The following is a 19,507-nucleotide window of genomic DNA, read 5'->3' on the forward strand; positions in this document are numbered from 1 at the left end:
CTCCTATTTGGCATCATTAAAATATACTTATATAATAACAATAATTCTACTAAAAAGATAATGAGATTTCATTTATACGCTTTATATTTTTTAGGTCTCATCTCTGTTTTATCTAAAAAAATATATATTTACTGATTTTTTTCTAATATAATACAATTTATTGGCATTTTACTGTTGATAATTTTTTGTTTAGTCGTTATCATAAGTATGATATTACTATTTATTTTCTTAGGAGGCTTTGCTAAAAATATTATGGGTGAAAAAAAGAATCGTTGTACCGCTGATTTATTAGTTGAATGTCTGGAAGAAGAGGGTGTCAAATACATCTTCGGTATTCCCGGTGAAGAAAATCTTGCTGTTATGAAGGCTTTAGAAAATTCTAAAATACAGTTTATAACTGTCCGTCATGAACAAGGTGCCGCTTTCATGGCTGATGTCTATGGCCGCTTAACTGGTAAAGCCGGCGTTTGCCTTGCTACCTTAGGACCTGGTGCTACCAATCTCGTTACCGGCGTTGCCGATGCTGACAGTGATGGTGCTCCATTAGTAGCAATAACCGGACAGGTTGGTACCGAACGTATGCATATTACATCCCATCAATTTCTTGACCTTGTAAAAATGTTTGAACCGATAACCCGTCGCACTAAAATGGTTGTCCGTCCTGATACTGTCAATGAAATTGTTCGTTTAGCTTTTAAATACGCTGAAAGAGAAAAACCAGGTGCTTGCCATATTGATTTACCAGTTAATATTGGTATGATGCCAATTCCCGATGACGAAAAACCATTACAAAAACAATATCCAATAAAGGAATATGCTGCCGTCCATACAATAGACGAAGCTGCCGAAATGATTTCTTACGCTAAAACACCAGTAATTCTCGCTGGCAGTGGCGTAATTCGCGCACATGCTGCCAAAGAATTAACTGCATTTGCTGAAAAACTAAAAATCCCAGTAATTAATACTATGATGGCTAAAGGTGCCATTCCTTTCGATAACAAATACGCTATGTGGACTATTGGTATTCCACACTCCGATTATCAAAATAAATTACTAGAAAAAGCCAGCCTGGTTATCGCTGTTGGCTATGATATTATTGAATATGCTCCATCCAAATGGAATAAAAACGGTAATGTCGATATTATCCACATTGATGCCTCAGCCGCCGATATAAATAAATTATATCAAGCCGAAATTGAGGTTGTCGGCAATATCCGTGATTCCTTAAAACGTATAACCGAACGGGCAGCCCGCCTGCAGGAACCAAAAGAAGCTTTAGAATTGCGTGCGAAAATGGTCGCCGAACATGAAAGCTATGCTGATGATAATTCCTTCCCGATGAAGCCACAGCGTATTTTAAATGATGTACGCAAAGTAATGGGACCCGATGATATCGTTCTTTCCGATGTCGGAGCCAACAAAGTATGGATTGCCCGCCATTACAACTGCTATAAACCAAATACCTGCATCATTTCTAATGGCTTTGCTACCATGGGTATAGCTGTTCCCGGCGCAATTGCTGCCAAACTCATCAATCCTAATAAAAAAGTCCTTGCCATTAGTGGTGACGGCGGTTTTATGATGAACTGCCAGGAATTTGAAACTGCTATTCGTCTTGGTACAAATTTCGTTACTTTAATCTTTAACGACAGTAACTATGGCTTAATAAAATGGAAACAGGAAAACCAATACAATCACTCTTATGGGGTAGATTTCACCAATCCTGATTTTGTTAAATTTGCCGAAAGCATGCATGCAGCCGGATTCCGTATTGAATCAGCTGAAGAACTTCTGCCTACTTTGGAAAAAGCATTTAAATTAGATGTTCCTGCCATCATTGATTGTCGTGTTGATTATGATGAAAATTTAAAACTTACCGCTCACTTAAAAGAGCTTATGGAAACCTTATAATCTATAAAAACAGCAGAGCTTAGTAAAATTACTATGCCCTGCTGTTTTTATAAAAAAAAGCCTTGCTAAAAGCAAGGCCCTGCTACTGCAGTGTTTTAGAGGAAAGTAAGACTCTATGAGCATGAAAACCTCTATATTAGCTGATGATATAAAGGCTTTAAAAATTTTTACCTTGGGACAACCGTCCTAATACTCACTACCTATAAAAGTTCTGAGTACAGAGGTTCGTCATTGGATAAAATAAAAACCCTCTTTTAAAAAGCTAAAAGAGGGTAAAATAATATTCCAAATTATTTATTCAATAATCCCCTTCCCATCGCTCGCAGGTACTTATGCAATAAAATGCATAAACGGTGATTGCTGATTAGGTAGTTCTCCTGGCTTCACATCATAACCTTACCGCTCCTTCTCAAGATTTCTCTTAATGGATAGCTTGCGGGTTTGCTCCGTGTTACAGTGGCGGGACCGCATCGGCTTGTACCGATTTCCCTATTAAGTCATTTCTGACGCCTAATCCCCCGGTATTAATTTTCTCTTATAATAGCACTTCATATATTTTTTGTCAATCTTGCAACAAAAATAAAATAACTGTATATTAATCTCTATAAAACAATTTTTGTATATAGGAGAGGCATTATGAATAATTTGCAAATTACTATAAAAAAATTTACGGTAAATGATTTACTAAGTAATTATCAGCAGCAAGAAAAATTCATGGCATACTGCAAGCAGTGTCACAAATATAATAGCCGCTGGTCATGTCCCCCGCTTAATTTTTCTGCTAATGAATATCTAAAGCCCTATCCTTATATTTATCTTATTGGCATTCAATATTTTTATGATGATGCTACTATCGCTGCTGTAAATACTACAGAAAAAGTCACTGCTTTTCCCATAAAAACAGCCAAATCACTAAAAAAACAAATCAGTGAAATATTGCTAACTGCTGAAAAAATCTTCCCACAAACCTTATCCATATCAGCTGGCGGCTGTGATTTTTGCTGTCGTTGCAGCCGTATTAAAAACGAACCCTGCCGCAAACCAGAAAAAATGCGCTATTCCTTAGATGCTTTTGGCATCGATCTTAGTCAAATCACGCAGGATATCCTAAATATAAAACTTTTATGGAACAGTGAAAAGCTGCCTGCCTATACAACCTTAATCCATGGTTTACTGGCTAAGCAGTCTATCAGCCAAGCCCAGTTAGAACATTTATTAGACGACCATGCGCCTGTTCTTAAATAACCTAATAAAAAATTTATAATAGCCATAACTTTTACCAAATATATTTTACAAATAAAGATTAATATGCTAGAATAATTAAGTTAGTTACGCGGGCGTAGTTCATTGGTAGAACGTGAGCTTCCCAAGCTTAAGAGGTGGGTTCGATTCCCATCGCCCGCTCCATAGGAAACTCAAGACTTCACGGCATTTTGCTGCGAGGTCTTTTATTTTTATTTAATATTTTTTTAAAGATTACGATATTCTATATATAACAATAATATCAAGGAGGTTAAATTATGAGTAGTATTGTTCCTATTAGCGGAGCTTCATCTCTGCTGAGTATTCTTAATCCTCAAAGTACTGACAGTTCCTCAAATGTTTCCAGTACTTCCAGTGCCACACCAGCTGCGTCCTCCTCATCATCTTCTGGAGATAACAGCAGCAGCAATGATACCACAACTACAACTCAAACTTTAGCGGATGGTTCCACTTTAGTAATTGTAAGTCAAGGTGATACCATTATATCCGAAACAAAGCTACCTGCTCCCGATTCAAATTCCAGTAAACAAGGAAAAGTTGGTTCTGCATTAGTTTCGAATCAATTTGATAAATTTAATGATTCTTCTGCCAGTACTGCCACTACTGCTGGTTCTTTATTTAATTCAGCAATTTAATACACATTTAAATAATGGGGCTGTTTGATTATTAATAATCAAACAGCCCCATTATTTTTTCAATTATCATTATAATGTCAGTGTTGCTGGAGTATACACTCGTGCTGCCAATTCTGAGTTCAATAAATAGAGTCCTTTGGCATCTTTGGCAAATAAATCATATTTACTGATATTGTCCTCAGCATTTTTTTCTTCTTCGCCCTGTTCTTTTATAAACCAATCCAAAAATTGCATAGTACGAAAATCTTTTAATTCATAAGCTTTAGCATATATTTCATTAATAGATTTTGTTACCTTTAGTTCATGGTCCAATGTTTCTTTTAATGGTTCCTTAAAATCCTTAAATTTCATAGTTGGTGCTTTAATATCCTGCAGTTCAAGATGGGCATTATTGTTTAAAACATACTCCATAAACAACATTGCATGATCGCGTTCCTCCTGCGCCTGTATCTTGAACCAATTAGCAAAACCATCTAAACTTTGCTCACTGTAATAACCATATACCTCAAGATAAAAATACGCTGAGTACCATTCCAAATTAATTTGTTTGTTTAGCATTGCTGCCAATTTTTTGTCGAGCATTAAAAATACCTCCCATTTTAATATACTAAATTTTTTATAATTAGTTACTGTAATAAAACTTACAAGTTTTATTTATAACATATCTACCCCTAGCTCATATCCAATATGTTTATTATCATATATTAATCAGTATTTATGCCGTTAGCCCATACCAGTGCATTATTGTACAGTTGTGCTATTTTTACCGCTGAAAAAGAATATTTTTTCAACCATTCATCCACTTTAGTCCATTGTCCTTTTTCATATATTACAGCAATTTCCAATAACTGACCCAAAAAACTTTTTTCATTAAACAATGCTTCTTTTATCTTATCGCTAAGACCTAAATCTATCACAGCCTGTTCCAATGATTCATCCAATACAATATTACTTAATGATAATACACCCACCAAAAAAGCTGCATCTTTTTCTGTTTCCGAGCAATTCATATTGCCGGCCATAAGTTCACAAAATCTTGCCCGTATAATTGACATTATAAATATTTCATTTGGTTTGTTTTCAATAAATTTCTGTAAAAAGATCAAATTAAGCCAATTGCGCACTTTTTCTATTCCCATCAATACTATAGCCTGCCTAATATTATATACGCTATTGGACAAACCGACTCCCGGTGAATTTATGTAGTTTAAAAGTTTATGTACCAATGAAATATCCTGTTTAATAATATTTTCCAATTTCTTGGTATCAATATTTTCCGCATTTACTTCCCGCAATAATAACAACTGTGATAATTCTTTTGTTGGCAACGCTTTACGAGAAATAACGAGTGGCTTACAAAAAAAATACCCTTGAAATAATTCATAACCAAATGTTACCGCTTGATAATAATCTTCTTCATTTTCAATTTTTTCTGCCAAAAGCTTGATGTGTGATGGAATAATACTGCGCATCATCCGCCGTTCTGTCGGATTAGTTGTAATTAGAAAATCAATTTTTATTATATCGACTAAATCTATCAATGGCTTATATTTTTTATCATAAATAAAATCATCTAGAACAAATTTATAACCTTTTTGACGCAATTTTTTACATGACTCTATCAAAGATGGTGTTGGTTCTGTATTTTCCAATATCTCTATATATGATGTTTCTGCTGATAGTAATTGTACGTTCCCATCTTCAATATTTTTCCCTGTAAAATTAATAAAGGCCTTTTTGTTATTGGTCAATGTATTTAAACCTAGTGATACCATACTATTAGTTAAAATATTTTTTGTTGCTGTATAGCCATCAGTATTTCCACTCATGTAATTGCTTGTTCCATCACGAAACAACAATTCATAGGCTACAGTTTCCCTATTCTTATCCAATATTGGTTGACGTGCTACATATACATTCATTGAGATTTATTCCTTTCTCAGCTTTGCAACAAGTTTACACTAAGAGTAATTCGCCACATTTATAATCGCTACCTGCTATTATAAGTATTTTTATACTAATAACTTGGCACTTTCCTTATATTATATTTTTTTATTTTCTTTTAATTTTATTTATGTTATCATTAGTATAAAATTATTATATTTTAGCAAAACTGGTGAAAATCAGTGACGCAAAGCTATGGGTCTACCGATATTATTATCTATGACTGCCAGGCTGCACTCATAGATAAGTGCAGTCTGGCAATTTTTTTATGAATTTATTAAATTTTATGATTTTTATGTATATAGTGTTATTTTTTTTAGAATAATTATTTATATTTTGAAAAAGTGGTGATTCATATGTTTTTTTTCTATACTACAGTCATAATTACTTTACTTGACATAGCCTGTATCGTTTTACTGACTCATTATTTTAATATCAAAACAAAATATAAAACCTTACTACTATATGCGTGTATTGCAGCTTATGCCAATTTTTCAACATTTGTTGCATTCCCCTCATTCAAGGTGCTTGATTTAGTTAATATTCTAGTATTTTTAATAATCACCATCATTAGCGTATCATATTATAATGAAAATTACTTTATATTTAAAATTTTTTTAAAGCATAGACGCCTACCGACCTCTGCCATAAAAACTCCTATGCATTCACAAAATATTTTATTGCTTCCTTCTATAAACACTGCAAAAACATCATCAATCAGACTGCCTAAATATCTTCAGCAATCTTTTACACTCGTTCATAAATATTTTTATAGCAATCATACAAACTACTGCCTGGAGTATTTAAACGAACAGCTCATTAATTTTGCATTCACTGAAGCAAATAAAAAGCATTATGACAAAGCTCTTTATCTCTATCATAATGCTCTAATCTACTATAAAAACAACGATTATGCCATTTTTATAATTATTTCCATTGCCAATATTTACAAAGCACAGGGAAAATATATATCTGCCTGCCATATTTATAATAACAGCTTATCCTTGCCCATAATAAATAATAATCACTTGGTCCAGACAGAATTTAAAAAAACTCTTTATTATCTGCACATTCTGCAATACGTATTACAACGTTATCATTTAAGCAATATGCCCTTTGCAGCTATCCCCGCCTTATATATAAATAAAGTAGAGGATATTTTTCAAAGAAAATTTTCCCAGCAGCAACATTTTTCAAATAAACATCTTCCTATTTTACAATTGACTATGACTAATAAATCAGCTTAAAAAAGGGATTGTACACAGCATAAATGTGTACAATCCCTTTTTTCTAACAGCTTATTTTGCTAAAACTTTTTTCATTGCTGCAGCAACATTTTCTTTGGTAAAACCAAATTTTTTGAATAATATTCCTGCTGGTGCTGATGCGCCAAAACCTTGCATGGTAACAGTAGTTCCATCAATACCTACATATTTACCCCAGCCAAAATCAGTAGCTGCTTCAACTGCTACGCGAGCGCGTACAGCTTTTGGTAAAACAGCTTCTTTATATTCATCGCTTTGTTGTTCAAATAAATCTACACAAGGCATACTTACTACACGTATATCCATTCCAGCAGCAGCCAATACTTCTTTAGCTTCAATAGCCAAGGACACTTCTGAGCCACTAGCCAAGAAAATACCATCAGGAATGTCTTTCTTAGCATCAGCTACAACATATGCACCTTTAAGTGCATCTTTACTGCTGCCGGCAAGTTGTGGTAAGTTTTGACGAGTAAGAACAAGTGCTGTTGGTGTTGTTTTACTGGTAATAGCAAGATACCAGCCAGCAGCTGTTTCCGTAGCATCGGCTGGACGGAAGATATTAATATTCGGCATAGCTCTAAGCATTGCTAATTGTTCAATTGGTTCATGTGTTGGGCCATCTTCGCCAACACCAATGCTATCATGGGTAAGGACATATGTAACCGGAATATTCATCAATGCTGCCAAGCGCATCATCGGTTTCATATAATCACTAAATACAAAGAAAGTAGCAATATATGGTTTCAAGCCGCCATGTAAAACAAGGCCATTAGCCATACCTGCCATGGCCAATTCTCTTACGCCAAAATGCAGATTGCGGCCAGCATAATTTTCCTTGCTAAAGTCGCCTTCATCATTCATATGAGTTTTATTTGATGGTGCCAAGTCAGCACTACCACCGATAAGCTGTGGCAATAAATCTTTTATACGATTTATCATTGTACCAGAAAGAGCTCTTGTAGCCTGTGGTTTATCTTCATAAGCCCAGAATTCTTCATCGCTTAATAATGCGTCGGCATCAACTTCACCATGGAATTTATCCCATAATTTTTTAGCTTCTGGGAATTTAGCTGCATAATCAGCAAATAATTTGTTCCATTTTTCTTCAGCGTCAATGCCTTTTTTACATACATCTTCATAATGTGCATAAACATCATCAGGAATAGCAAACGCATCCTGAGTTGGCCAATTCAAGTTTTCCTTGAGTGCTTTTACATTGTCTTCACCAAGTGGTTCACCATGAGCACTAGCTTTACCCTGTTTAGCTGGGCAGCCATAACCGATCTGTGTTTTCACTGTAATAAAGGAAGGACGTACTTTATCAGCTTTAGCTTCTTCAATTGCTTTAGCAATCTGTGCTAAATCATTGCCATCTTCAACAGTAATTGTCTGGAAACCAAATGCTTCCATACGTTTTTGTACATTTTCAGTAAAGGCAATATCAGTACTGCCTTCAATAGAAATTTTATTACTATCATATAATACGATTAATTTTGCTAGACCCAATGTTCCAGCCAAAGAAAATGCTTCAGAGGAAATACCTTCCATCATACAGCCATCGCCGCCTAAAGCAAATGTATAATGATCTACAACAGGAAATTCTGGTTTGTTAAAAGTAGCTGCTAAATGAGCTTCAGCCATAGCCATTCCTACAGCCATCGACATACCGGCACCCAATGGGCCAGTAGTTGCTTCAACGCCTACAGTATGTCTATATTCAGGATGCCCTGGAGTAAGGGACCCATCTTGGCGGAAATTTTTCATATCATCTAAAGTAAGTCCATATCCAAAGAAATGAAGCAATGAATATAATAATGCTGATCCATGACCCCCAGATAAAATAAAACGATCACGATTTTCCCAATTAGGATTTTTCCCATTATGATTCATATGGTTTGCCCATAATTCATAAGCCATGGCCGCAGATCCTAATGGTAGTCCTGGATGCCCCGAATTTGCTTTTTGTACCGCTTCAGCAGATAACACACGAATAGCATTAACACATTTTACATCAATATTACTCATACTATGTCTCCTCTTTATTTATTTTATCTGTTTCTCAATTACTTACAACTGAGAATTATGAATAAAGCCTTCCTTCAACTTTGTAAACCTCTCCCACTAGAATTCATATATTCATATAACAGATTGGATAGCAATTAATAATTTTCAAACAAAATCAAATTTTTTAGCTAAAATAAATCATATAATAATTTAATGCAATTATACGAATACTCATTTTGCCAGAGTATACTTTCTTATGTAAGTATATAATTTTCTAATTATTACACAACATATATTATCATATAAGCTAGAATAAAATGCAATAAAAAATATCACTTATTCTGGAATTAACTATCCACTGGATAAATATTATCCTTACCTATTGTAATTTATTACGATATTTTTAGCTATCCCCATATTTCAACAAAAAAATTAGCTATAAATCATAATCCTGTATTTTACTGCTTTTTGACAGTAAATTCAGGTTTTATTTTTATTTTCCAAATATTTTATATAAATCTCACCCCATAGTTCTAGTTTTTCTAATACTGGTTTAAATTCCCGCCCGACTTGCGTTAAAGAATATTCAACTCTAGGCGGAATCTGCGTATATACCTTTCGTTCAATTAAGCCATGTTCTTCCAAGCCCCGCAGTTGTTTTGTCAAAGTTGTCTGCGCTATCGGTGCCAGCAAGCGTTCCAGTTGTTTAAAACGTAAAACTTCTCCATCTAAATAATGTAAAATTAATAACGACCATTTACCTACCAAAATTTTTTGCGCAGTAAAATAAGGACATGTTCCAAATAAATTTTTATTTTTCATAAAAGCACCCCTATAGTATATTTTAAATACTAATGCCTGAAAATATTATACATAAAAATTATATCGTGCATACATTTATTATACTATCATATAAAAAACTCCATTACAATCGTCTTTTATGCTCTCTTATTAGTAATTATGTATACATTTACATGATTATAAAAAAATATAACACTTGACTTAGAGTCCACATCAAGTATTATTCTAATATTCGTTCCCTACTATTACTATTTATAAATACACTACCTAACAAGTTTTACCAATATTTCCTCTCTTAGTATACTTTAAATATCTAGGAACTTAAAATATACTACTTTACTTTTTCATTGTACTAGTTTATTATGTGTATATAGTTAATTAGTTACTAGGTAACAAATTACTATTAAATATTTTTTTATTATGAAGGAGTTCTTTTTTATGAAAAAACAATTATTTACCTTATCATCAATTTTAATCGGTATGGCTTTTAGCAGTATGGTATATGCTAATCCTGTAGCTAATAATGGTTTAGAAACAATCACCATGAATAATATGAGCAGCAGTGAATATGGTACCACTCAGGTAATCGACCACAATCCTACTTCTTATAGCAAAAGTGAAGTTAACGGCCATGTTTTGGAAAGCTGGGTAAAAAACAATATTGCTTATACTGCTGTTGATGGTAATATAACCAAACAAACCACTATTGATAATGGTCTGGAAAAAAGTGCAACACCATTTGTAAATTCCAACAACCACAGTCAGTACGGTTACAGCAATGATGTTCATATAACTAATAATACATTTAAAGCACCTAAATTAAACCTTGGCGGCAGCTGCTAATATCTAAAATACTTAAATAAAAAAGTTGCTATGATTTTACAATCATAGCAACTTTTTTATTTGTCATATTGCTTGCATAAGGCTACAGCAGCCTCTTCTGATAACGGCTTACCAAAGACATAACCTTGCACGTAATCACAGCCACATTCTTGAATTTTCACGAGCTGTTCTTCCGCTTCCACCCCTTCTGCTACAATTTTCATGCCTAATGCATGCCCCAGCTCAATAATTGTCGCCACTAATTTTACCTGTGTTTCACTAATTGCAATTTTATCAATAAATGATTTATCTATTTTTAAATAGTTTACTGGCAATGTCCGCAGATATGTTAACGATGAAAAACCTGTCCCAAAATCATCCAATGCCAAATTCATGCCATCTTTTTGCAAAGTTTCCAGCTTGGGAATATTGGCGTCCAGATTTTCCATAATCATGCTTTCGGTAACCTCTATTTCAATCTGCGGCGCAAATACATGAGCTGCATCAATTATTTGACGCACATTATCAACAAAATTATTCATTTTTATTTGTCGCGGTGATATGTTTATTGCTACTTTTATTTCCTCATGCCCCAGCTGTGCTAATTTTTGGGCGAACCTACAGCCTTCGGCTAAAACCCATTCACCAATTTTATTAATAAGCCAGCTGCGTTCTGCTAACGGAATAAATTTGCCAGGTGAAACCAGTCCATACTTTTGGCTCTTCCAGCGTATGAGCGCCTCAAATCCAGCTAATTTACTGCCATCAGCTGTAAACTGCGGCTGATATTGCAGGAAAAATTCATTTTCTTCCAAAGCACGATGTAAATTATTAATCATAATAGTATCTTCTGTAGTTTTTTCTAATAATTCCGGCATAAAAAATCGCCAGCAACTTCCACCAGCTGTTTTTGCTGCATACATAGCAGCATCAGCTTTTTTTAAAATCTCTTCTACATTATTTCCTTGACTAGGATATATAGCTATACCAATACTTGCCGCTAATTGCGTCGTTTGTCCATTTTCCACATCATATTTATGCCGCAATTTCTGTGAAAGTGCCGTAGCAATATCATCCATATCTTCCTGCCCATACTCACCGCGTTTAACTATAATAAACTCATCACTGCTAATACGCGAAACAAAAGTATTAACACCAAAAAATTCCTGCAACAGCTGCCCTGTCTGAATAATAACCTTATCACCAGCGTTATGACCAAAAGTATCATTGACTGTTTTAAATTCGTCAATATCCACAGAAAATACTATCCCGCTGGCATCTCCCTGTTCAGCCTTTTCCAGTTCCTCAGCCAAATACATATTTAAGTTTATTCTATTAGGCAAACCTGTTAAGGCATCATTAAAAGCAATCTTTTCAATTTGATTTTGAATCTGCGCTTTTTCCATAGCTAAAAAAGCCAAATCAGCAAATTGCCGCAAAATTTCTATATCCTCCGATAATATATTTTTTTTATTGCTCCAAGTCACGGCTAAAAGGCCTTTTACTTTCCCGCTTTTTTTAAAAGGAACTAATATAACACTCTCAACTGCCCGCTTTACTTCAGTAAACAATACGCCATATTGCTCATTGTCAATTTTGCTTATTACTTTTCCCAATTCATATATTTTTTGCAATGGACCTTCTCTAACATCTAATTTATAATTGAATTTGTCTTCATAGATACCCAAGCCACAATGCAAAATAAAATACTGACCTTCATTTTCATATCTGCCAATAAAACCATCCTGGGCTTCTACAAGCTGAAGGGCATTAAATAAAACAATTTCTGGTAAATTATCATTAGCATCAGCCGTCTTTATCAATAGATTTGTTGTCGCCCGATACTGTTTTTCTCTGCGTAGCAGCTTATTTTCAGCCTGCTTTCTAATATGATTTTCTTGATGCAGCTGTTTATTGCTTTGACCAAGCTCTTCATTTATCGCAATCATTTCTTCGTTCATTGCTGTCAATTCCTGATTAGCTGCATAATAATCCTGTGTGCGTTCTTCAACTTTCTTTTCCAACAAATCATATGCCTGCTGCAATTTTAACTCATTTTTCTTTTTCTCTGTAATATCATGCCATACAAATACTTCATATGTTTTTTTACCTATTTTTATAGTATCTGCCGACAAAATACCTGTTCTTTTGCTGCCATCCTTAGCCTGCCAGCAAACTTCTTGTTCTGCGATGATATTTTCTGTCGTTTTGTCAGGATCCTGCCAAAAAAAATCTATTTTTTTACCAATGGTTTCATCTTCTGTGTAACCAAAAACCTTATAGAATGCATCATTAACTTCAAAAACATTTTTTGTTTTGTTATCTATTAGTCCAACAACATCAGTAACTTTTTGAAATGTCTTAAAATATTTTTCTTCTGTTTCGACAAATATATTACTTATAAGAAAAACAATAAGTATCCCGCCCGCCATACAGCAAATCCCCGTAAACAACAAAGTCATATTATGTCGGCTGATTATCTCAGCAACTTCCGAATCAGGTGCTGAGATTGCCATAAGCCAACGCGAGCCTTCGGGTAAATCCAGTGGTGTAATCACTGTAAAAACGTCTGTACCATCTACATTATATTGTCCATATATAGGTTTATCGCTCGTTAATGCTTTTTTCAGCAATACTACCAATCGCGTATCAATAGAACGGAATGCTGCCTTTTCCGATTTAGATGGTGCAAAAACATTTATCCTGCCATTTAAACTTGATCGTAATTCATGTGCTATCAGCAAACCGGATTCATCTATTATATAACCATAACCATGGTTCATAAATTTAATATCACCAATAATTGACATCAAGCTATCAACAGGCATTATGCCTTGTATTATTCCTGTCATTTGTCCATTTTTTACTATAGGTGATATAATTTCCAAAAACATCCGGTCTGATTCACGTGAGCGCACTGAATCCGTAATTATTGATATCCGTTTTCCTTGAACCCGTTTTTGATAATAATCTTTATTTACCTTTGTTTCCAAACCATCCGCCCGTATCATATTGCCGTACATATCGATATAATTTATTTCTGTAAAATTATCATTTCTGTGCAGTGCTTCAGCTAATATTGCTATTAATTCAGCTTTATCATTGACATCTATCGAATCTGTATCTACTGCCACATTATTTACATATACAATTATTCTATTTAAAAAACCATAAATGCGGCTAGAATAATCTGCTCCAATTGAGGCAGCATTGCGATTAACATTCTTTTGGATAACATTATCAAAAAATATATAATTAACTATTGCCATTATTAATAATGACACAATCATAATCGCTGTCACCAATAGCAGAAGTCTGACACGAGTATTTTTTATTTTAAAAATTTTCTTAATTTTTTCTCCTTTTATGATTTTTTTCATATGCCCAACCCCATTTATATACAACAAATGCTAATTATTAATTTTCAAATTTATTGATATTAGTTTTTTATTCTCTTTTTTTAAGACAAAATCCTTTCACTATTTTATATAAAAAAGCTCTATCTTATCATTAAAAATGTAAGATAAAGCTTTCAACCAAAAAATTATTATTACATAAAATATTCATTAATACGCGGCTGTGCCAGCTTTTTAGTAAACTCCGCCGCAAAAGTCATATATTCAGGCGTTTCCATATGCTTAGCCTGCACGGGACAAATACGAATACAACGAAAACAGGCAATGCATTTATCATCATCTATCTGATTATAGTCTCCTTTATCAATGGCATTTTCCGGACACTGCTCGGCACATAAGCCACAATTAGTGCAGTTATCATTAGTAAGCGGTCTAAATTTACCACCAGCGCTGCCTTCACTATTTTTATATTCTATATTGCCGGGAAAAACGACTTCACTCCTATCACCAGCAGACAATTTAGCCAATATTTTTTGAGCGAAAACTCTATCTTCCTTGATATCCTCACCATCAGGTCGCCCCACCTGAATTTTCCCATAAGTATGCTCACCAATCAATGCAGCTCCTGCAATAGGTATAAAACCCTTAGCTTTAACCATATCAGAAAGCTCCAATAATGCGTCATCATAATCCCTGTTACCGTATGTCACAGTGACTATACATGGCGTATTATTACCCTCTATTGCTGCTAATCTGTCCTTGACCCCCTTAAACATCCTGCCACTATAAACAGGCGCACCAAAAACAATTACATCATTTTCTGAAAAACTTCTTTTTTTATATTCTTTATTAAGGGTCATATCTATACTTTCAGCATCATTCTGTAATATTTGAGCTATTGCTTCTGCCCCCTTTTTCGATGTTCCTGTTGGCGAAAAAAATATTGCTGCTATACTCACTTTTCCATTCCTCATTTTCCTTTTTTTAAATTATATACTATTCGCATCGCTCATATCTCTACAGCGATGCTTATGGCATCCCCCGCAGCTACAGTATTCTTCAGTGCCATTGCACAATTTATAATCGCCGCCTTCTATCACCAGCATTTTGCCATGAATCAAAACTTCTGCTAATTTTCCCCGGGCAGCATTATATATCCCCTGAACTGTAGTTCGTGCGATATTCATTTGGCGAGCACATTCTTCCTGCGTAAAAGCCTCCGCATCTATTAAACGAATTGTTTCATATTCATCTATTGACATCGTTACTATATCCGTTGTTTTATTTCCCATTGGGCCAAAACGATTTTGCTTAGGCAGGCAACAGACTTTGCGCCATTTTTTTGGTCTAGCCATATCCATTTCTCCTATATGTTCTTATTCCTGATCATTTTTATCCTCTAACTACTATATTTTACAGCAAAACAGCCTGCCGCAAAAGACTTTACTTTCATGGCAGGCTGCTATTTTATATTATTTTTCATTTAGTAATTCTACTTGTAAAATATACTATTTCAATATAAGTATTATCGACATATGCCATCTATTATTAATAATAACATTTTTATAACATATGTCAATAATCCCGATAGGATAAAATTAGTCTTTAGCGATGATCTTCATTTTTAGTTCCTTAAACAACATAAAAGCAAAAAATACAATTGCCGAATATCCCGCAATAGGATAAAGTATATTAACTAATTCGTCAAAAGGAATAATTCCGCCGCAAAATATACCAACCATCGTCAAGACTGTAGCTATAATATTAAATTTCTTTGTTTTATCAACAGCAAATTTTCTTACTACCATAAGTAAAAATGATGCTACTGCCGAATATATTGACACTACAATCAGTATGGAAAACAGCAATCCCAATAATGGTGAAATATCTTTAGCAATCGCCAATGTAGGAACCTGTTGGTTTATTATCAGCTTATAATAAACCATTTCGCCTATTACCAATAATATAATGGCTGCCGCGAATGCTATTGTTCCTAAAATCCCTGCCATCCTTGCTTCCTTCACTCTATTGGCTGAAGCCCCGCAGTTAACCTGAAACGGAATACTTACAATAAGTGCCAAAAAAGCATATAAGACAGCTGACCACAGCCAATTTGAAGATGCTGCCTTAAAGCCTAGATTCGGCATAGCACTATCTGCTTCTGCCAATAAATGTGGAGTTCCATACAATAGACTAAGTCCTGCTATCCCGATAATCGCCAAAAAAACTATTTTAACAGGGCCAATAACACCAATAATATCAATAAGCTTTTCTACTCCCAATAATGCTGTACCCAAGGCCAAAACACCAATAACAGCTGTTCCCATATATGTCGGTAAATTATAATATTGGTTTATAGTAGCGCCACCGCCAGCAAGCATTACAACAAAAATACAATATATCAGCGTCAAACTATACCATATATATATCTGGCCTAAAACTTTTCCACAATAATATTCAAAAACATCATAAGGATTGGCAAATTTATTTTTTTGTCCTGCACCATATAAAATATAAGTAATAATGCCCATTATCACTAAAAACACTATCCCGCCAGCAATTCCCTTTATGCCATATACCGCAAAAAATTGCAGAGCTTCCTGCCCTGTAGCAAAGCCCGAACCTATCCAATAAGCAGCCAATGCCCCTGCTAATAAGAATACCTTTTTTATGTCTATCGTTTTATCGCCCATTTCTCCCACTCCATTTCAATATTTGCAATTTTCATTTAATTAATTTAAATATAAAGCCGTCAAAATACAAGTACTCATCTTTAATTAATCTAAATATAATGCATACTTTATTTTAACGGCTTCTTCGTTGAATACGTTTCTTCTATATTTTTTTAATGGCCCAGCATAATATTCAATATTTCTACATCTGTCGACTTCATGCCGTATTTACCAATACGGCCAATATTACGAATACTTTTTTCATAGTTTTCTTCTATTACACGACAGATTGTCAAATTAAGTGCAACACTTAATAAACTCAATAGGAGAAAGCCAATGCAGACATTTTCTAGGTCTGGAATTAATAAGGTAAAGAACATCATCTAGTTCTTTTTGCGTAACGTTATGGAAATTAGTTCCTTTTGGAAAGAAAAATCGTACAGCATCTCCCGCTACCATGCCCAGAACAGCAGCTGCTGCCACGCCTTTTTGTCCGCCGGAATTGGGAACTACAACACCTTTTACATTTTTAATAATATTACCACTGCAGCGTACCAGCATTTTTTCCGGCATATTTTCCAGTACTTCCCTTGCTTTAGCAGCAGCATAAGCGATTGCAATTGGCTCAGTACAGCCCATTGCTGGCAGTAATTCTCCCTGGAGAATTTTTATATAATTTTGATATTGCTTATTTTCCATAGCCCACTCCTTCAATAATTACTATTATGCTTTCTTGGAAAAAGCAATTTTACAGGTTGGACAGCCATCTGCAATTGTATCAGTTAATTTAAAATCAAATCCCATAGCTTTAGCTATATTTCTATCTCCATCCATCGCCATATCACAAAGCTTTTCACAAGTGCCTGCATCAAAGCCGGCATCCTGCCACGCTTTAAGCAGCGGGCAATGATGAAAATCCATTTCGATTTTATCGGCAGTTTTCACAGCGAATTCCACCGCAAAAGTTTTTACCGTAGTATCGGTAAGAAAAGTGTCAGCAAAACATTCCACATTATTGGGATCAGCACATTTATCTTTTATATCATTGCCCTGTATTATTCCAGTTTGGGCAATCGCCGCCCGAATATATTCTTCTGCTTCTTTAGCCCGGCCAGCCTCTCTGGCCTTCACATAGGTTAACCCCATCCAAATAGCTCTATGGCCAATAGCACCCCTTTGCAAATCAATCACCTTGTCATTTTCTTTAATGTCATCATTCATTGTCCGTCTCCTCCTTTAATATGATTAGAATCAAATGCTAATAACAGTACCATTGCTTTAAATAAATTAATGATTCATATTCATCTCTTTGTCGTAATCATATCACGGCAGAGAAAACAACGCAACACTTTTATTTATTTAAATTACATTTTTTTCTTTTTCTAAAACACTTTTATTCTTATAAAATTATTTTATATTATATATTTTAATTGCAACAACTGTTTTCTCACATATTTTACCATATTTCATGTTTATGAATAAACATTTTAGCTATTGTCATTAAAGATTGCTCGTGATAACTTGCAATCCCTATAATATAAGCTATAATAAATATATCTGCTAATCATATCAGCATTTTTATAATAACTAACACTATTTATATATAAAGAGGTTCCCATGAATACAGCATCTACTACTTTAAAAGAACACATTTATAACGATTTATTTACTGCTATTGTAAATGGCAAATATCCGGTAAATACAATATTAACCGAGAAATTCCTTATGGATACCTATAATGTAAGCCGGGCACCTATCCGTGAGGCTCTTATGCAGCTGACCGGCACTTCTATATTATGCAGCATTCCACGGCAGGGTTATAAAATAATTTCACCAAACTTAACACAAATACACAATATCGTGAAATTCCGTACAGCTTTAGAACCAGCATTTTTACAAATATATCATGCCTGTATTACCCCTGATACTATTAATGAACTGCATAAGCTTTGTAAATTATTTGATGCCTGCCCTATTAATGATTTCATGACTCGCTGGAATTATAATTGTAAATTTCATTTAAAACTATTTTCCACTTACAATAATGATTATGCTTATACCTCATTAGAAAATTCCCTATCTATCCAAACACTCTTTTTTGTCCAAAGCCGCCATTATGCTTCGACAAGTCTGCATTTAACTATACTTGATTATTTAGAAAAAAAGGATATTGATACCGCCATAAATATTTTAAAGGCTGATATCGGACAATTTCTTTTATCAACCACTTCACATACTGATAATTTTTCTTAATGAATTTTAGATTTATCCCCTCTCAAACTGTATATAAAAAGGACTGCTGCACCCAAAACGTGCAGCAGTCCTTTTTATATACAGTTTAGATTTTTAAAGCAGCTTATTCGCTGCATTCGTCGTGATGTTCATGACTATGGCATACAGAACCTGTAGAAACAAGATTCCCCTTAGCATAAGCCAAAGCTGCATCTGCAGCTTTACCGGATGCTCCAGTGATTACTTCAATATTTTTGGCATTAAAAATATCAATAGCCCCTTGTCCCATTCCGCCAGACACTACTACTTCAGCACCCTTATCGTGCAAAAAGACTGGTAAAAATCCTGGCTTATGGCCTGGATTAGCTACAGACTCATTGCTGACAATCTGTCCATTTTCCACCGTGAAAATATTAAAATTGGCACAATGGCCAAAATGCTGCGTTACCATTTCATTTTCGCTGGCAACTGCTATTTTCATCTTCATCGCTCCTATAATAGTTATTTACTCAAACTTCGCACATCAATAAAAGTCGATGTACCTTGAAAATTCAATAATTGGCGTTATTTAAATAGCAATATTTCAGGCTATTTGGCGTAGC

18 protein-coding genes, 1 tRNA gene and 2 riboswitches are annotated in these 19,507 nt (G+C 34.4%); of the genes, 7 read left to right on the forward strand and 12 right to left on the reverse strand.

Going from position 1 to position 19,507, the window contains the following annotated elements; translation table 11 throughout:
- Positions 1 to 252: 252 nt before the first annotated feature.
- The 4 genes from HNR32_RS09390 (at position 253) to HNR32_RS09405 (ending at position 3,809) form a co-directional block, all read left to right on the forward strand.
- On the forward strand, positions 253 to 1,911 hold the full coding sequence (locus HNR32_RS09390; RefSeq protein ID WP_183861992.1) for an acetolactate synthase large subunit: 1,659 nt from the start codon (positions 253 to 255) through the stop codon (positions 1,909 to 1,911).
- A 350-nt stretch (positions 1,912 to 2,261) separates the two neighbouring features.
- Positions 2,262 to 2,440, reverse strand: a riboswitch (cobalamin riboswitch).
- A 107-nt stretch (positions 2,441 to 2,547) separates the two neighbouring features.
- The gene (locus HNR32_RS09395; RefSeq protein WP_183861994.1) at positions 2,548 to 3,156 is read left to right on the forward strand and encodes a DUF2284 domain-containing protein; all 609 of its coding nucleotides are present in this window, start codon (positions 2,548 to 2,550) and stop codon (positions 3,154 to 3,156) included.
- An 88-nt stretch (positions 3,157 to 3,244) separates the two neighbouring features.
- Positions 3,245 to 3,318: transfer RNA gene (locus HNR32_RS09400), tRNA-Gly, on the forward strand.
- Between the two features lie 113 nt (positions 3,319 to 3,431).
- On the forward strand, positions 3,432 to 3,809 hold the full coding sequence (locus tag HNR32_RS09405; RefSeq protein WP_183861996.1) for a hypothetical protein: 378 nt from the start codon (positions 3,432 to 3,434) through the stop codon (positions 3,807 to 3,809).
- A gap of 69 nt (positions 3,810 to 3,878) precedes the next feature.
- Here the strand turns inward: HNR32_RS09405 and HNR32_RS09410 are convergent, their stop codons facing one another.
- A complete protein-coding gene (locus HNR32_RS09410; protein WP_183861998.1) occupies positions 3,879 to 4,391 on the reverse strand; it encodes a ferritin in 513 nt (170 codons plus the stop codon).
- A 122-nt stretch (positions 4,392 to 4,513) separates the two neighbouring features.
- A complete protein-coding gene (locus tag HNR32_RS09415; RefSeq protein WP_183862000.1) occupies positions 4,514 to 5,731 on the reverse strand; it encodes an EAL and HDOD domain-containing protein in 1,218 nt (405 codons plus the stop codon).
- Positions 5,732 to 5,905: 174 nt separating this feature from the next.
- Positions 5,906 to 5,992: riboswitch (cyclic di-GMP riboswitch) on the forward strand.
- A gap of 117 nt (positions 5,993 to 6,109) precedes the next feature.
- Here HNR32_RS09415 and HNR32_RS09420 point away from each other — a divergent pair.
- On the forward strand, positions 6,110 to 7,000 hold the full coding sequence (locus HNR32_RS09420) for a hypothetical protein (RefSeq protein ID WP_183862001.1): 891 nt from the start codon (positions 6,110 to 6,112) through the stop codon (positions 6,998 to 7,000).
- A gap of 51 nt (positions 7,001 to 7,051) precedes the next feature.
- Here the strand turns inward: HNR32_RS09420 and tkt are convergent, their stop codons facing one another.
- Complete coding sequence (gene tkt, locus HNR32_RS09425; RefSeq protein WP_183862003.1) at positions 7,052 to 9,043, reverse strand: transketolase; 1,992 nt, start codon at positions 9,041 to 9,043, stop codon at positions 7,052 to 7,054.
- A gap of 459 nt (positions 9,044 to 9,502) precedes the next feature.
- Positions 9,503 to 9,844, reverse strand: a complete 342-nt coding sequence (locus HNR32_RS09430) for a winged helix-turn-helix transcriptional regulator (RefSeq protein WP_183862005.1) — start codon at positions 9,842 to 9,844, stop codon at positions 9,503 to 9,505.
- 417 nt (positions 9,845 to 10,261) lie between these two features.
- Between HNR32_RS09430 and HNR32_RS09435 the strand changes: the two genes are divergently transcribed.
- The gene (locus HNR32_RS09435; protein WP_183862008.1) at positions 10,262 to 10,666 is read left to right on the forward strand and encodes a hypothetical protein; all 405 of its coding nucleotides are present in this window, start codon (positions 10,262 to 10,264) and stop codon (positions 10,664 to 10,666) included.
- A gap of 56 nt (positions 10,667 to 10,722) precedes the next feature.
- Here the strand turns inward: HNR32_RS09435 and HNR32_RS09440 are convergent, their stop codons facing one another.
- The 7 genes from HNR32_RS09440 to HNR32_RS09470 form a co-directional block, all read right to left on the reverse strand.
- Positions 10,723 to 14,025, reverse strand: coding sequence for an EAL domain-containing protein (locus HNR32_RS09440; RefSeq protein WP_183862010.1), 3,303 nt, complete (start codon positions 14,023 to 14,025; stop codon positions 10,723 to 10,725).
- Between the two features lie 170 nt (positions 14,026 to 14,195).
- Positions 14,196 to 14,960, reverse strand: coding sequence for an EFR1 family ferrodoxin (locus HNR32_RS09445; RefSeq protein WP_196611116.1), 765 nt, complete (start codon positions 14,958 to 14,960; stop codon positions 14,196 to 14,198).
- Positions 14,961 to 14,990: 30 nt separating this feature from the next.
- Positions 14,991 to 15,356, reverse strand: a complete 366-nt coding sequence (locus tag HNR32_RS09450; protein WP_183862014.1) for a DUF134 domain-containing protein — start codon at positions 15,354 to 15,356, stop codon at positions 14,991 to 14,993.
- A gap of 243 nt (positions 15,357 to 15,599) precedes the next feature.
- Complete coding sequence (locus tag HNR32_RS09455) at positions 15,600 to 16,694, reverse strand: YkvI family membrane protein (RefSeq protein ID WP_183862016.1); 1,095 nt, start codon at positions 16,692 to 16,694, stop codon at positions 15,600 to 15,602.
- Between the two features lie 152 nt (positions 16,695 to 16,846).
- Positions 16,847 to 16,996, reverse strand: a complete 150-nt coding sequence (locus tag HNR32_RS09460; RefSeq protein WP_183862018.1) for a hypothetical protein — start codon at positions 16,994 to 16,996, stop codon at positions 16,847 to 16,849.
- Positions 16,971 to 17,372, reverse strand: a complete 402-nt coding sequence (locus HNR32_RS14370; RefSeq protein ID WP_311636725.1) for a hypothetical protein — start codon at positions 17,370 to 17,372, stop codon at positions 16,971 to 16,973. The genes HNR32_RS09460 and HNR32_RS14370 overlap by 26 nt, the downstream gene beginning before the upstream one ends.
- A 24-nt stretch (positions 17,373 to 17,396) precedes the next feature.
- Positions 17,397 to 17,894: an L-2-amino-thiazoline-4-carboxylic acid hydrolase gene (locus HNR32_RS09470; RefSeq protein WP_183862020.1), complete on the reverse strand. Its 498-nt coding sequence runs from the start codon at positions 17,892 to 17,894 to the stop codon at positions 17,397 to 17,399.
- Positions 17,895 to 18,290: 396 nt separating this feature from the next.
- On the opposite strand from HNR32_RS09470, the gene HNR32_RS09475 reads away from it, so the two are divergent.
- The gene (locus HNR32_RS09475) at positions 18,291 to 18,926 is read left to right on the forward strand and encodes a GntR family transcriptional regulator (protein WP_183862022.1); all 636 of its coding nucleotides are present in this window, start codon (positions 18,291 to 18,293) and stop codon (positions 18,924 to 18,926) included.
- Positions 18,927 to 19,029: 103 nt separating this feature from the next.
- On the opposite strand, the gene HNR32_RS09480 is transcribed toward HNR32_RS09475, so the two are convergent.
- Entirely contained in the window at positions 19,030 to 19,386 is a 357-nt protein-coding gene (locus tag HNR32_RS09480; protein ID WP_196611117.1) for a NifB/NifX family molybdenum-iron cluster-binding protein, read from the reverse strand.
- Positions 19,387 to 19,507 lie beyond the last annotated feature (121 nt).

The organism is Pectinatus brassicae, assembly GCF_014201835.1.
In the GTDB taxonomy this organism is placed as follows: Bacteria; Bacillota; Negativicutes; order Selenomonadales; family Selenomonadaceae; genus Pectinatus; species Pectinatus brassicae.